This is a genomic window from Streptomyces albofaciens JCM 4342, from assembly GCF_008634025.1.
GTDB classification, from domain to species: Bacteria; Actinomycetota; Actinomycetes; order Streptomycetales; family Streptomycetaceae; genus Streptomyces; species Streptomyces albofaciens.
Map to the genome: position 1 here is coordinate 1,374,635 of NZ_PDCM01000001.1, position 13,241 is coordinate 1,387,875.

Annotated in this window: 14 protein-coding genes and 1 tRNA gene; 9 read left to right on the forward strand and 6 right to left on the reverse strand. The window is 70.6% G+C overall.

The genetic code is table 11. The annotated features are described in order from the left end of the window. Positions 1-24 precede the first annotated feature (24 nt). From CP973_RS41560 to CP973_RS06345, 4 genes are all read left to right on the forward strand, one after another. A complete protein-coding gene (locus CP973_RS41560) occupies positions 25-138 on the forward strand; it encodes a putative leader peptide (protein ID WP_341874793.1) in 114 nt (37 codons plus the stop codon). A 161-nt stretch (positions 139-299) separates the two neighbouring features. After that, entirely contained in the window at positions 300-605 is a 306-nt protein-coding gene (locus CP973_RS06335) for a MoaD/ThiS family protein (protein WP_150238322.1), read from the forward strand. Continuing rightward, positions 605-1,555: a PLP-dependent cysteine synthase family protein gene (locus CP973_RS06340; protein WP_003986028.1), complete on the forward strand. Its 951-nt coding sequence runs from the start codon at positions 605-607 to the stop codon at positions 1,553-1,555. The genes CP973_RS06335 and CP973_RS06340 overlap by 1 nt, the downstream gene beginning before the upstream one ends. A 677-nt stretch (positions 1,556-2,232) precedes the next feature. After that, positions 2,233-2,985 carry an MBL fold metallo-hydrolase gene (locus tag CP973_RS06345; protein WP_030602384.1) on the forward strand — a complete coding sequence of 251 codons (753 nt, stop codon included), beginning with the start codon at positions 2,233-2,235 and terminating at the stop codon, positions 2,983-2,985. 345 nt (positions 2,986-3,330) lie between these two features. Here CP973_RS06345 and CP973_RS06350 read toward each other — a convergent pair whose 3' ends face one another. Together CP973_RS06350 and CP973_RS06355 are read right to left on the reverse strand one after the other, a co-directional pair. Then, positions 3,331-4,596 carry a PTS transporter subunit EIIC gene (locus CP973_RS06350; RefSeq protein WP_150238324.1) on the reverse strand — a complete coding sequence of 422 codons (1,266 nt, stop codon included), beginning with the start codon at positions 4,594-4,596 and terminating at the stop codon, positions 3,331-3,333. A 240-nt stretch (positions 4,597-4,836) separates the two neighbouring features. Next, on the reverse strand, positions 4,837-6,147 hold the full coding sequence (locus tag CP973_RS06355; protein WP_150238326.1) for a PTS transporter subunit EIIC: 1,311 nt from the start codon (positions 6,145-6,147) through the stop codon (positions 4,837-4,839). A 225-nt stretch (positions 6,148-6,372) separates the two neighbouring features. Here CP973_RS06355 and CP973_RS06360 point away from each other — a divergent pair, with 225 nt between their 5' ends. From CP973_RS06360 to rdgB, 5 genes are all read left to right on the forward strand, one after another. Then, the gene (locus tag CP973_RS06360; RefSeq protein ID WP_003986022.1) at positions 6,373-6,606 is read left to right on the forward strand and encodes a PTS sugar transporter subunit IIB; all 234 of its coding nucleotides are present in this window, start codon (positions 6,373-6,375) and stop codon (positions 6,604-6,606) included. 399 nt (positions 6,607-7,005) lie between these two features. Next, positions 7,006-7,737, forward strand: a complete 732-nt coding sequence (gene rph / locus CP973_RS06365; RefSeq protein ID WP_150238328.1) for a ribonuclease PH — start codon at positions 7,006-7,008, stop codon at positions 7,735-7,737. A gap of 135 nt (positions 7,738-7,872) precedes the next feature. Further along, positions 7,873-8,040, forward strand: a complete 168-nt coding sequence (locus CP973_RS06370; protein WP_150238330.1) for an SCO1431 family membrane protein — start codon at positions 7,873-7,875, stop codon at positions 8,038-8,040. Positions 8,041-8,165: 125 nt separating this feature from the next. Then, the gene (locus tag CP973_RS06375) at positions 8,166-8,576 is read left to right on the forward strand and encodes a hypothetical protein (RefSeq protein WP_150238332.1); all 411 of its coding nucleotides are present in this window, start codon (positions 8,166-8,168) and stop codon (positions 8,574-8,576) included. A gap of 217 nt (positions 8,577-8,793) precedes the next feature. Next, positions 8,794-9,396, forward strand: coding sequence for an RdgB/HAM1 family non-canonical purine NTP pyrophosphatase (gene rdgB, locus CP973_RS06380; protein WP_150238334.1), 603 nt, complete (start codon positions 8,794-8,796; stop codon positions 9,394-9,396). A 92-nt stretch (positions 9,397-9,488) separates the two neighbouring features. Here the strand turns inward: rdgB and CP973_RS06385 are convergent. From CP973_RS06385 to proP, 4 genes are all read right to left on the reverse strand, one after another. Further along, positions 9,489-9,563, reverse strand: a tRNA-Leu gene (locus CP973_RS06385). A gap of 7 nt (positions 9,564-9,570) precedes the next feature. After that, positions 9,571-10,443 (reverse strand): HNH endonuclease signature motif containing protein, encoded by an 873-nt coding sequence (locus CP973_RS06390; protein ID WP_150238336.1) that lies wholly within the window; start codon positions 10,441-10,443, stop codon positions 9,571-9,573. After that, positions 10,440-10,952, reverse strand: a complete 513-nt coding sequence (locus CP973_RS06395; protein ID WP_341874794.1) for an HNH endonuclease — start codon at positions 10,950-10,952, stop codon at positions 10,440-10,442. The genes CP973_RS06390 and CP973_RS06395 overlap by 4 nt, the downstream gene beginning before the upstream one ends. A gap of 287 nt (positions 10,953-11,239) precedes the next feature. Then, positions 11,240-12,778 (reverse strand): glycine betaine/L-proline transporter ProP, encoded by a 1,539-nt coding sequence (gene proP, locus CP973_RS06400; protein ID WP_150238340.1) that lies wholly within the window; start codon positions 12,776-12,778, stop codon positions 11,240-11,242. Between the last annotated feature and the right edge of the window lie 463 nt (positions 12,779-13,241).

The window sequence follows — 13,241 nt, forward strand, 5'->3', positions numbered from 1 at the left end:
ACCGGGAATCGATACGATGACCGCATGGTTTTCCACGACGTGAGCGAGAAGACGCCGGGCATGTTGCTTGTGGCGCGGCTGCACGTCGACCTGTGCCGCCTAGCCAGCGCCATCTGTCCGAAGCGCGCTGTCGCCTGACGCCGCCGGACACCGGCCGCGCGGCGGCCGCGGCGCGCGGCACGCCTACGTGCCTGTGCGCCCATCCGCGCTCTCCCGCACAGCGCCATCCGCGACGCACGCCCGAGCCTGCGCCGCGCGCACGCCCATCCCGCACGCCCCGCCCTCCCACAGGAGCACTCATGGCCATCGAGGTCCGTATCCCGACCATCCTCCGCACCTACACCGACGGCCAGAAGGCCGTCGAGGGCAGCGGGGACACGCTCGCCGACCTCTTCGCCGACCTGGAGAGCCGCCACACCGGCATCCGTGAGCGCCTCGTCGACGGCGGCCAGCTGCGCCGCTTCGTGAACGTCTACCTCAACGACGAGGACGTGCGCTTCCTGGAGGGCATCTCCACCAAGCTCAGCGACGGCGACAGCGTCACCATCCTCCCGGCCGTGGCCGGCGGCTCGGGCATGTCCGACGACCCCCGGGACCAGCGCTGATGCGGTACGACTCGCCGCTGGCGGCGGTCGGCAACACCCCGCTGGTCCGCCTGCCGCGGCTGTCGCCCTCCGCCGACGTCCGCATCTGGGCCAAGCTGGAGGACCGCAACCCGACCGGCTCGGTCAAGGACCGCCCCGCGCTCCACATGATCGAGCAGGCCGAGAAGGACGGCCGGCTCACCCCCGGCTGCACGATCCTGGAGCCCACTTCGGGCAACACCGGCATCTCGCTGGCGATGGCGGCCAAGCTCAAGGGCTACCGGATCGTCTGCGTCATGCCGGAGAACACCTCCTCCGAACGGCGCGAACTGCTCGCCATGTGGGGCGCCGAGATCATCTCGTCGCCCGCTGCGGGCGGCTCCAACACGGCCGTACGGGTCGCCAAGGAACTGGCCGCCGAGCACCCCGACTGGGTGATGCTCTACCAGTACGGCAACCCCGACAACGCCGGTGCCCACTACGCCACCACCGGCCCGGAGATCCTCGCCGACCTGCCGTCCATCACCCACTTCGTGGCGGGCCTGGGCACCACCGGCACGCTCATGGGCGTCGGCCGCTATCTGCGCGAGCACGTCCCCGGCGTACAGATCGTCGCCGCCGAGCCGCGCTACGACGACGTGGTCTACGGGCTGCGCAACCTCGACGAGGGCTTCGTGCCCGAGCTGTACGACGAGTCGGTGCTCACCACCCGGTTCTCCGTCGGCTCCGAGGACGCCGTGCGCCGCACCCGCGAACTCCTCGCCGAGGAGGGCATCTTCGCGGGCGTCTCGACGGGCGCCGCCCTGCACGCCGCGATCGGCGTGGCCCGCAAGGCGGTCAAGGCCGGACAGCCCGCCGACATCGCCTTCGTCGTCGCCGACGGCGGCTGGAAGTACCTCTCCACCGGCGTCTACACCGCCGAGTCCACCGAGGCCGCCATCGAAACGCTGCACGGGCAGCTCTGGGCGTGACGCGGTAGTTCCGGGCGCGACGCGGACGTTCCGGGCGTGACGCGGTAGCTCCGGGCGAGACGCGGACGCGCTGAGACCAGGGGTCCGGTCCTCCGGGACCGGGCCTTCATGCCGTACGGGGCGGGGCTCCTGCGGTACGGGGCGGGGCTCCTGCTGTACGGGGTGTGGCTTCGGCGGTACGGGCGTGGCTCCGACCGTACGGATCACGGCTCCGACCGTACGGATCGACTCCACCCGTACGGATCGCGGCTCCGGCGGCACCGCCGGGGCGCGTACTGAAGCACGTAGGGGCGTACGCTCCACGCTCTTGGCCAAAAGCGCGCGCCCCCGAGCGCCTCACCGTCCCCGCGCGTCCCGCGCGCCTCGGCCCGTGGGCGGGGCCACCGGCCGGGCCGTACCGGGCGTCCGGCGCCGTCGTGTAGGCGTACGGCACCGGGGAACCACAGGAAGGGAGCCCGGTCCTGTACACACCCACCCGGACTGGTGATTCCGCCCACAGCTCGCCCCGCCGGAGGAGCCACCGGCCCTTTCGCGCCTTACCCTCGTGGGCACCGTAATGACCGCTCGGACCCGGCATGGACGCCGCCGGGCGAGGCCGGCGGGGACCTGTGCACGCCCCCGTCGTAGCCCCGCATGGACCCGCCGCTCCGCCCCCAGCCACGGAGGTTCACGCCCGCATGAAGCTCACTGTCGTCGGTTGCTCGGGGTCGTTCCCTTCCACGGAATCGGCCTGTTCGAGCTATCTCCTGGAGGCCGACGGCTTCAGGCTGCTGATCGACATGGGCAACGGCGCCCTGGGCGAGCTGCAGCGCCACTGCGGTCTCTACGACCTCGACGCCGTTCTCCTGTCGCACCTGCACGCCGATCACTGCATCGACCTGTGCGGCTACTTCGTCGTGCGTTACTACCGGCCCGACGGCGGCCGGTGCGCGCCGATGCCCGTGTACGGGCCGGCCGGCACCGAGCGGCGGCTGACCGCCGCGCACGCGGACCTGCCGACCGACCAGGCGATGAGCGAGGTCTTCGACTTCCGCACGCTGACGCCGGGCACCTTCACCGTCGGCCCCTTCACCGTCCGCGCCGACCTGGTCAGCCACCCCGTCGAGGCGTTCGGCTTCCGTATCGAGCACGACGGCAAGTCGCTGACGTACTCCGGCGACACCGGGGTCTGCGACGCCCTGGACGGCCTCGCCGACGGCACCGACTTCTTCCTGTGCGAGGCATCTTTCACGCACGGCAAGGAGGACATCCCGGACCTGCACCTCAACGGGCGGGAGGCGGGCGCGCACGCCGCGCGCGCCCGCGCGGGACGGCTGGTCCTGACCCACATTCCGCCGTGGACCGACCCCGGCATCAACCTGCGGGACGCGCAGGAGGTCTTCGAGGGCCCGGTCGAGGTCGCCAAGGCGGGGGCGGTTTACGAGATCTGAGCCGGGCGGGGCGCCGAGGGGCGCGCCCTGATGGCCGGCGCGCTTCGGTGGCCGGTGCGTTCCGATGGCCGGCTCGCTTCGATGGCGGGTGCGCTCCGGTGCCAATGCGCTTCGATGGCCGGTGCGCTCCGGTGCCGATGCGTACTGGTGGCCACCGGCCGACGGCATGCACAAGGCCCCCGCGACCAGTGTGGTCGCGGGGGCCTTCGGTGCGCTCGGTGTGCCCGGGGCACTCGGGACGCCGGTTCCGCTTGGGGCGCCCGGCCCGCCCGGCCCGCCCGGCCCGCCCGGCCCGCTCGGGGCACCCGGCGCGCCCAGGGCGTTTTCCGGGCCGTCGGCCGGGGCCTACTTGCCCTCGGCCTTCTGCAGTTCGGCGAGTTCCTCGTCGCTCTCGCGGCCCGGCGTCTTGAGGTTGAACTTGATGATCGCGAACCGGAAGATCACGTAGTACAGGGCCGCGAAGCACAGGCCCACCAGGGCCAGCATCCACGGTTTGGTCGCGATGCCCAGGTTCAGCACGTAGTCGATCGCGCCGGCCGAGAAGCCGAAGCCGTCCTTCATGCCCAGCGCCCAGGTCAGCGCCATCGAGACACCGGTCAGTACGGCGTGGATCGCGTACAGCACCGGGGCGATGAACATGAACGTGAACTCGATCGGCTCGGTCACGCCGGTCACGAAGGCGGTGAGCGCGAGCGAGAACATCATGCCGCCGACGACCTTGCGGCGCTCGGGGCGGGCGCAGTGCACGATCGCCAGGCAGGCGGCGGGCAGCGCGAACATCATGATCGGGAAGAAGCCGGTCATGAACTGGCCGGCGCTCGGGTCGCCCTCCAGGAAGCGGGCGATGTCACCGTGCTTGCCGTGGTAGTCACCGGCCTGGAACCAGGGGAAGGAGTTCAGCAGGTGGTGCATGCCGACCGCGATCAGACCGCGGTTGGCGACGCCGAAGATGCCCGCGCCGACCGCGCCGGAGCCGACCAGCCACTCACCGAAGCTGTGCAGACCGGTGCCCAGGACCGGCCAGATGTAGCCGAAGACGATGCCGATGATCAGGCCCGCGAAGGACGACAGGATCGGGACCAGGCGGCGGCCGCTGAAGAAGCCGAGCCAGTCCGGCAGCTTCTTGCGGCTGTAGCGCTGGTAGATCAGGGCCACCACGATGCCCATCACCACGCCGCCGAGCACCTTGGCGTCGGCGGGCGCGGCCTCCTGGACTATCTTCCCGTCGACCACCTTGGCGATCTTGGGGAGGCTGTCGTCGCCGAACGTCGCCAGCACCTTGCTGAAGACCAGGTAGCCGACGACGGCGGCCAGGCCGGTCGAGCCGTCCGCCTTCTTGGCGAAGCCGATGGCGATACCGACGGCGAACAGCAGCGGCATGTTGTCCAGGAGCGCACCGCCACCGGCGGCCATGAACTCCGCGATCTTGTTCAGGAACGCGGGGAACGACTCCTTGCCGAGCATGTCCGACTGGCCGAGCCGGACCATGAGCGCCGCGGCGGGCAGCGTCGCGATCGGCAGCATGAGGCTGCGACCGATGCGCTGGGCGACGGCCATGGCGCCGGAGCCACGCTTCTTGTCGGGAGCCGCCGTAGCGGTGGCCGAACTCATCGGATTCCTCCTGGGGAGGCGGGCTCTCGGAGAACAGGGGGGAGGCCCGCTGGCTTGGTCTACACCACTCAGTGGTTTAGACCATTCTTAGCATGTCGCCCACACATAAAGGAATCCGTTCTTCCTCAACGTTTAGATCACGGACCAAGCGGCCCTCAAGTCCATCGACTTGAGGGCCCTCCGGACAGGGCCGTACGGGCCCGTCCACAGGGGGCGGGTCCCGGCTCCCGCCCGGTCCGCTCACTTCAGATTCTGCTGCTCCAGTTCCTCTTCCACTTCCTCCGGTTCGCGGCCCGGAGTGTGCAGGTCGAACTTGGTGATCACGAAGCGGAAGAGCACGTAATAGACGACCGCGAAGCACAGCCCGATCGGAATGATCATCCACGGTTTGGTGGCCAGCCCCCAGTTGATCACGTAGTCGATCAGACCGGCCGAGAAACTGAAGCCGTCCTTGACGCCCAGCGCCCAGCTCACCGCCATCGAGACCCCGGTCAGCACGGCGTGCAGCGCGTACAGCACCGGTGCGATGAACAGGAACGAGTACTCGATCGGCTCGGTCACGCCGGTGACGAAGGAGGTCAGGCCCACTGACAGCATCAGACCGCCGATCTCCTTGCGGCGGTGCGGCTTGGCGCAGTGGGTGATCGCCAGCGCCGCGGCCGGCAGCGCGAACATCATGATCGGGAAGAAACCGGTGGTGAACTGCCCGGCCGTCGGGTCGCCCGCCAGGAAACGGTTGATGTCGCCGTGCACCGACGTACCGTCCGGCTTGGTGAAATCGCCGAACTGGAACCACATGAACGTATTCAGGAACTGGTGCATCCCGATCACCAGCAGTGCCCGGTTGGCGACGCCGAAGATGCCCGAACCGGTGGCGCCCAGATCCGTCAGCCACCTGCTGAAGCTGGTCAGCGCGTCACCGATGGGCGGCCAGACCCACAGGCACAGCGCGGCGAAGGCCAGCCCGACGAACGCCATGATGATCGGCACCAGCCGGCGCCCGTTGAAGAAGCCCAGCCAGTCCACCAGCTTCACCCGGTGGTAGCGCTGCCAGATCCAGGCGGCGAAGAAGCCCATCACGATGCCGCCGAAGACCCCCGGGTTCTGGAAGTTCGCCGGCGTCGCCTTGCCGCCGCCGTCCACGCACACACCGCTCCACTGCCCGGCCGTGGCGTACGCGGAGCCCGTCGCGCAGTCCTGCGGGAACTGGTGCAGCACCGAGTAGTAGACGAGGAAGCCCACCACCGCGGCCAACGCTGTCGACCCGTCCGCCTTCTTCGCCATACCGATCGCCACGCCGACGCAGAACAGCAGCGGCAGGCCGAGCGAGGAGTCCAGCAGCGCGCCGCCCGCGCCCGCGAACACCTTCGCCACGTCCTGCCAGCCCAGGCCGTCCGTGCCGAAGACGTCCGGCTGGCCGAGCCGGTTGAGGATGCCCGCGGCGGGCAGGACCGCGATGGGAAGCTGAAGGCTGCGCCCCATCTTCTGCAGACCCTGGAAAAGGCCCGCCGACCGCTTCTTCCGCGATGCCGCCGCCGCGTTCGAGCTCATCCGCGTCCTTTCGGCCCCCGGCCCGCAGCGGGCCGGCTCGGTACGTGCCGCATACTTGTGGTGTAGACCATTTGTGGTGCGTTTCGGGCCCCGGAAAGCGCTGCCGGGTGGTCGCCATCTTTCGCCAGACGGCGGACATGCGCCCGGGTAACTGGGCTGAACGTGCGTTACCGTGTGATCACCGAGCGGCACCGCCGCCGGTGGCCGAGACAAGCAGGAGTGGACATGGCCAGCAAGGCTGAGAAGATCGTCGCCGGGCTCGGCGGACTCGACAACATCGAGGAGGTCGAGGGCTGCATCACCCGCCTCCGCACCGAGGTCGCCGACCCCTCGCTGGTCGACGAGGCCGCGCTGAAGGCCGCCGGCGCGCACGGCGTCGTGAAGATGGGCACCGCCATCCAGGTCGTCATCGGCACCGACGCGGACCCGATCGCCGCCGAGATCGAAGACATGATGTGAGCCGCTGAAGCGCTCTCCGTCCGGGGCTCCGGTCCGCGCCGTGAAGGCGGCGGGCCGGGGCCCCGGCGTGTGTAGGGACGTGTGGCGGGCGGGGTGGCGCGGGGTGCGCGGCGGTGCGGGTGCGGCCGTACGGGACGCGGCGCTACGGGATGCGCGGCGTGGGTGTGGCGGTACGGCATGCGCGGCACGGGTGCGGCGGTACGGGGATGTGGCAGTACGGGGCGCGGCGCCACGGGGCGCGCGACGCCGATACGGGTGCCGGTACGGCGGTACAGCGGTACAGCGGTACAGCAGCGATACGGCGGTGCGGCGTTACAGCGGTACGCAGGCGAACAGCCCCCACCGCGATCCCGACCGAACCGGAACCGCCCCCTCTACGGAGCCGATAGGGTCGGAGCCATGTCTCGTATCGACGGCCGCACCCCCGACCAGCTCCGCCCCGTCACCCTGGAACGCGGCTGGAGCAAGCACGCCGAAGGCTCCGTACTGATCTCCTTCGGCGACACCAAGGTCTTCTGCACCGCCTCCCTCACCGAGGGCGTCCCGCGCTGGCGCAAGGGCAGCGGCGAAGGCTGGGTCACCGCCGAGTACGCGATGCTGCCGCGCTCCACGAACACCCGCGGCGACCGCGAGTCCGTCCGCGGCAAGATCGGCGGCCGGACGCACGAGATCTCCCGCCTCATCGGCCGCTCGCTGCGCGCCGTCATCGACTTCAAGGCGCTCGGCGAGAACACCATCGTCCTGGACTGCGACGTCCTCCAGGCCGACGGCGGCACCCGCACCGCCGCCATCACCGGCGCGTACGTCGCGCTGGCCGACGCCGTCTCCTGGGCCCAGGCCAAGAAGACGATCAAGGCAGGGCGGCAGCCGCTCATCGGCACCGTCTCCGCCGTCAGCGTCGGCATCGTCGGCGGCGTACCGATGCTCGACCTCTGCTACGAGGAGGACGTGCGCGCTGAGACCGACATGAACGTCGTCTGCACCGGCGACGGCCGCTTCGTCGAGGTCCAGGGCACCGCCGAGGCCGAGCCCTTCGCCCGCGACGAGCTCAACGCCCTCCTCGACCTGGCCGTCGCAGGCTGCGCCGGGCTGGACGCCGCCCAGCGCGAGGCCCTCGCCCGCACGCGGTGAAGCCAGGCCCGCGCCGGTCCGCGACGGTGGACCGGCGCGCGCCGCTGCCCGACCCGGCGCCGCCGGCCCTGTGACCTTTCCCTCGTGGGATCTGCGTCTCTAGGAATCCGGCGACCGGCCGCGCACCGTGGACCCATGACCACTTCCGCTGCCACCGCCACCACCGCCACGGCGTCCGCCGCCACCGGGGCCCGGACCAGCACCGGCGGCCCCAAGGACGACTCCAGCCTGCTGGAGCACATCGTCGGCTGGACGCTCGTCGTCGTCCTGGCCATGCTGCTCACCCAGACCGGCCTGGTCTGACGGCCGGGGCGCCCGCCCCGCCCCCACTTCTTGCCGCGCCCCTGTCAACCAAATCCGGTCCGGCGGCGTTATCCCTGGTACCGACGCACCATCCGCGCTCGGCACACCCAGGGGAGGACCGTTCCATGGCCGTACGCCGCCGCACCGCATCCCGCCGCTCCACGACGACCACCGCCGCCGCGCTGGCCACGGCCGCGCTGGCCGCGTCCCTGCTCACCGCCTGCGGAACGGTCGAGAAGGCCGTCGGCTGCGCCAAGATCGCCACCACCTTCGCCAACGACCTGGACTCGCTCCGGCAGGACCTGGACAACGCGGCCGACAGCCCGCAGGCCGCCCAGCGCGCCGTCGACCGGCTGAACAAGGACCTCGGCAAGATCCAGGAGTCCACGGACGACCCGGACGTCCAGAAGGCGCTCACCGACCTGACCAAGGCACTGGACAAGGCCGACGACGCGGTACGCGACGGCAAGGTCCCCGACCTCGACGGGCTCAAGGACACGGCCGCCTCGCTCACCAAGACCTGCACGCCGGGATAGCCGCGGGGGCGGTGCGCCGGGTCTGGGGCCAGGGAGTGGGACGGGGCGGGGCCACAACCGACGGGGCGGGGCCACAACCTGAGCTTGGGTTCAGGCCTGAGCCCAGGCCTGAACCCAAGCCCCGTGCGCCGGGTCGAGCCCGGGACCTGCGCGCCTGGATATCCGGGGTTCGCGTGCCTGGATAATCGGGGTTCACGTGCCTGGATAATCGGGGCCTATGAAGCGCCTGATCCTCGCCACCCGCAACGCCGGCAAAATCACCGAACTCCGCGCCATCCTCGCCGCCGCCGACCTCGACGTCGAACTGGTCGGCGCCGACGCCTACCCGGACGTCCCCGACGTCAAGGAAACCGGCGTCACCTTCGCCGAGAACGCCCTCCTCAAGGCCCACGCCCTGGCCCGGGCCACCGGCCACCCGGCCGTCGCCGACGACTCCGGGCTGTGCGTCGAGGTCCTGGGCGGCGCGCCCGGCATCTTCTCGGCCCGCTGGTCGGGCCGGCACGGCGACGACCAGGCCAACCTCGACCTGCTCCTCGCCCAGCTCTCCGACATCGCCGACGGCCACCGCGCGGCGCACTTCGCGTGCGCCGCGGCGCTCGCCCTGCCCGACGGCACGGAACGCGTCGTCGAGGGCCGCCTCGAAGGCACCCTCCGCCACACCCCCGCGGGCACCGGCGGCTTCGGCTACGACCCGATCCTCCAGCCCCTCGGCGAAACCCGCACCTGCGCCGAACTCACCGCCGACGAGAAGAACGCCATCAGCCACCGCGGCAAGGCGTTCCGGGAGCTGGTACCGGTGGTGCGGGAGTTGTTGGGCTGAGTGCGGGCGGGCGGCCGTGCACAGCCCGGCTGCCGGCCGTACACATGAAGCAGCCGTCTCCTTCCGCGGAAGGAGACGGCTGCTTCATGCTGTGGGCCCGGTGGGACTCGAACCCACGACACACCGGACCTAAACCGGCGCCCTCTGGCCAGCTGGGGTACGGGCCCGCGGCGCCTACTGTACTGTGCCCGGTCGCGCGGCCGTCAGGGGATCTTGGGTTCGGGCGGTCCGCCGCCCGAACGTGCGGGTCTGGCTGTGGCACGAGGGGCACAGATAGCGCAGGTTCCCGATCCGGTCGTCGAGCGGGTCCCCGTTGATGTGGTCGATCTCCAGGACCAGCCGCTTGCCCTGCCAGGAGTCGCCCAGACCGCAGGCGCCGCACAGCCGGGGAACCGCCCTGTCGTCCAAGGCGCGGCGCAGCAGGGACGTCTTCGTCCGGCGGGAGCCCGGCGCCCGGCGCCGGAGGATGTCGTCGGCGGGTCTGCGGGCCGGGGAGGGACGGCCGCGGCCGTGGCCCTGTCCGGTGAAGTGCGCGGTCGACAGACCGTAGGCCGTGACGCTCCGGTCCAGGAGCCGCCGGGAGGCGGTGGTGACGGGGCGGCCGAGCAGCCGGAGTGTCGCGGCCCGGCTTCTCGAACCGGCCACGGCGGCGGTGAGTTCGTCGCGCGGCAACAGCTCTCCGCGGGCGCCGCGCCCGGCGAAATGCGCCGTGCTGATACCGAAGCGCGTCAGCTTCTCGCGGATGTGGCTGTAGGCGCTGTCGTACGGTGGGACGCCCAGGTGCTCCAGGACGTCCCGAATGCTGCGCGCCTCTGCGGTGGCTTCCTCCAGGCGCTCCTTGGTGTACGTCTGCGGTGGCCGCCGAGGCAACTCTTCCGGAGCGAAATGCGTGGTGTCGATGCCGTAGTGCGCCAGGCGGCGGCGCAGATAGCGGAGAGTGGCGCTGCCCGGAGGCGTGCCCAGGCGGCGGAGCATGTCCACCGGGCCGGTGGACACCGCGGCCGTACGGGCGAGCAGCTCGCGGGTGTACCGCCGGCGGGCCGTCACGGCAGGCGCCTGTGCGGCTCGCGCCGTTTGCGGCCGCGGTAGGTGTCCGTGACGGCATGGCAGTTGGGGCACAGGAGGCGCAGGTTGGCCGGGCGGTTGTCCCACCAGTCGCCGTTGCGGTGATCGACCTCCAGGCGCAGGGGCCGCCCGTTCCACACCGGGCCCGTGCCGCACATCGCGCACCGCTCCCGCACTCCCCGGAGCAGCAGGGCTCTGCGCAGCCGGTTGCCGGGCAACCGGCCCTCGGACGGTGACCCCAGGACCAGCCGGTCGGCGACCGGGCGCTGCGGCCGTCTGGGACGTGCGGACGTGAAGTGGTCCGTGCACAGGCCCAGTTCGGAAATCCGGCGGGCGATGTGGGCCTGGTTGCCGCCCACGGGGTGGATGCCGAGGCGGCGTACGACCTCGGCGGTGCTGTGGGACAGGGCCACCGCCTCGCGGAGCGCGGTCTCGGAGTGGCGGACGGCCCCGGACGTGAAGTGCGCGGTGTCGATGCCCTCTTCGGCCATCCGACGGCTGATGTAGCACCGGACGCTGCGTGTCGGAGTGCTTCCGCAGTGGCGTGCGGCTTCCGCGTACGAACTCGAAGCGCGCGCGGCCTCGATGAGCAACTCGCGCGTGTATTTCCTTCCCATGGCCCCCGATTCCCCCGATAACGCTTCTCGGGCGCGAGTAGCGCCTTCGAACACTTCAACGACCACCTCCCCGCCCAGTTACGCCACCCAGCCCAAAAAACGACCGCGGCCCCCGCCCGGCAAAGGGCGAAGGCCGCGGTGCGAAAGCTCTGCGGGGCGTATCAGAACCGAGGATCCGGCGACTGCGCCGTAACGATCTCCACGGCTTCCTCCTTGGTGGCCACGGCGGGCGGGGAGCCTTCCAGGGGCTGCTGGGCGGTTTCCTTCATGCAGGCCACGGCGATGGCGCCTACCAGGGCGGCGGCCATCGCGTAGTACGCGGGGACCATGTCGTTGCCGCCGGCGGCGTCCATGAGGGCGGTGATGACCAGGGGGGTGGTGCCGCCGAAGAGGGAGACGGCGAGGTTGTAGCCGATGGACAGGGAGCCGTAGCGGACGCTGGTGGGGAAGAGGGCCGGCAGGGCGGCGGACATGGTGCCCAGGAGGCAGACCAGGCAGAGGCCCAGGATCAGCATGCCGGGGATGATCGCGGCCAGGCTGCCCGCCTTGACCAGCAGGAACGCGGGGACGGAGAGGAGGAAGAAGCCCAGCATGCCGGTCATGAGCAGGGGCTTGCGGCCGAAGCGGTCGTTGAGCTTGCCGACGGAGCTGATGATGCACATCAGGACGACCATGGTGCCGATGACGATCAGCAGACCGTGCGCCTCGTCGTAGTGGAGGGTGTCGGTCAGGTAGGTCGGCATGTAGGAGAGCAGCATGTAGTGGCAGATGTTGTACGCGCCGACGAGGGCGATGCACAGGATCAGCATGGGCCACTGCTGCGCGAAGATCTCGCTGAGCTTCTTCTTGGGGGCGTTCTCGGAGAGGTGGGAGAACTCGGACTCCGTCTCGGTGACGGTCGCTTCGCCGTTGTGGGTCTGGGCGGCTTCCAGCTTCTGGAAGGCGGGGGTCTCGTCAAGCTTCATCCGCAGGTAGAGACCGACCAGGCCGAGCGGCCCGGCGACCAGGAACGGGATGCGCCAGCCCCAGTCGTGCATGGTCTCGCCGCCGAGCGTGGTGTTGAGGATCAGGACCAGGCCGGCGGCGCCGGTGTAGCCGGCCAGGGTGCCCATCTCCAGGAAGCTGCCGAAGAAGCCGCGCTTCTTGTCGGGCGCGTACTCGGCGATGAACGTCGAGGCGCCGCCGTACTCACCGCCGGTGGAGAAGCCCTGGATCATACGGAAGACGATCAGCAGGATGGGGGACCACAGGCCGATGGTGGCGTAGGAAGGGATCAGGCCGATGCACAGGGTGCCCGCGGCCATCATGATCATGGTGAGTGCGAGGACCTTCTTGCGGCCGATACGGTCGCCGAGCGGCCCGAAGAACGCGCCGCCGATGGGACGCACGAGGAAGGCGACGGCGAAGGTGGCGAACGAGGACAGCAGGCTGACCGTGTCGCTGCCGCCCGGGAAGAACACCTTGCCGATGGTGACCGCGAGGTAGCTGTAGATGCCGAAGTCGAACCATTCCATGGCGTTTCCGAGCGCGGCGGCCTTCACGGCGCGTTTGACGACGCGCTCGTCGGTCACCGTGATGTCGGTGCGCCGCAGCCGGGGGTTGCGGCGGCGGGCGACGGCCCGGAAGAGGTTTCTGTGGCGTTTGAACGCCTCCGGGTCCCGGTCGGTCGCGGGTTCGGCTTCGGTGCTGCCGGTCGGCACGAGTCGAGTCCTCTCGGTCGGTCAGCGCGCTCGATGCGCGGCAGGGGGTCGCAGCTGTCGTGGGCGGCCTCTCGGCCGGCTCGGCCGTCGGCGGCCGTCATGATCACCCGAAGGTGGTCGTACGACAGGTGCGCCTGCGCACTGGAGCGCGACTCAAACCACTCTGACCCCACAACGCGATGTACGTCACGTGACATGCGCCGTCCGGCGCAGCGGTTTCTCCCGGTTTCGGGCTGGTTCTCACCAGGGGTGCGACGGCCGCTGTTACAGGACTGGTACAAAGCCGAGTGGTCACCGCAGCGTCCGGGCAATCAGCCTGTGTGGCGGGGAGGGGAAAGTTACGGGTATCGAAACCGCCCTTATGCTCCGAACCGTTCGCTCTGCGGACACCTCGCGTATGTGTCCCCCGTTTCGCGCGCGCGTGACGCGTTCGGCCGCGGTGGCCCGTTCTGCGCCGGCGCGG

Excerpts from the sequence above, each read along its gene's own strand:
- CP973_RS06370 (WP_150238330.1), top strand. The coding sequence starts at position 7,873 with ATGACCACTTCCGCTGCCACCGCCACCACCGCCACGGCGTCCGCCGCC.
- CP973_RS06345 (WP_030602384.1), top strand. The coding sequence starts at position 2,233 with ATGAAGCTCACTGTCGTCGGTTGCTCGGGGTCGTTCCCTTCCACGGAA.
- CP973_RS06360 (WP_003986022.1), top strand. The coding sequence starts at position 6,373 with ATGGCCAGCAAGGCTGAGAAGATCGTCGCCGGGCTCGGCGGACTCGAC.
- rph (WP_150238328.1), top strand. The coding sequence starts at position 7,006 with ATGTCTCGTATCGACGGCCGCACCCCCGACCAGCTCCGCCCCGTCACC.
- CP973_RS41560 (WP_341874793.1), top strand. The coding sequence starts at position 25 with ATGGTTTTCCACGACGTGAGCGAGAAGACGCCGGGCATGTTGCTTGTG.
- CP973_RS06355 (WP_150238326.1), bottom strand. The coding sequence starts at position 6,147 with ATGAGCTCGAACGCGGCGGCGGCATCGCGGAAGAAGCGGTCGGCGGGC.
- CP973_RS06340 (WP_003986028.1), top strand. The coding sequence starts at position 605 with ATGCGGTACGACTCGCCGCTGGCGGCGGTCGGCAACACCCCGCTGGTC.
- CP973_RS06335 (WP_150238322.1), top strand. The coding sequence starts at position 300 with ATGGCCATCGAGGTCCGTATCCCGACCATCCTCCGCACCTACACCGAC.
- CP973_RS06350 (WP_150238324.1), bottom strand. The coding sequence starts at position 4,596 with ATGAGTTCGGCCACCGCTACGGCGGCTCCCGACAAGAAGCGTGGCTCC.
- rdgB (WP_150238334.1), top strand. The coding sequence starts at position 8,794 with ATGAAGCGCCTGATCCTCGCCACCCGCAACGCCGGCAAAATCACCGAA.
- CP973_RS06395 (WP_341874794.1), bottom strand. The coding sequence starts at position 10,952 with ATGGCCGAAGAGGGCATCGACACCGCGCACTTCACGTCCGGGGCCGTC.
- CP973_RS06375 (WP_150238332.1), top strand. The coding sequence starts at position 8,166 with ATGGCCGTACGCCGCCGCACCGCATCCCGCCGCTCCACGACGACCACC.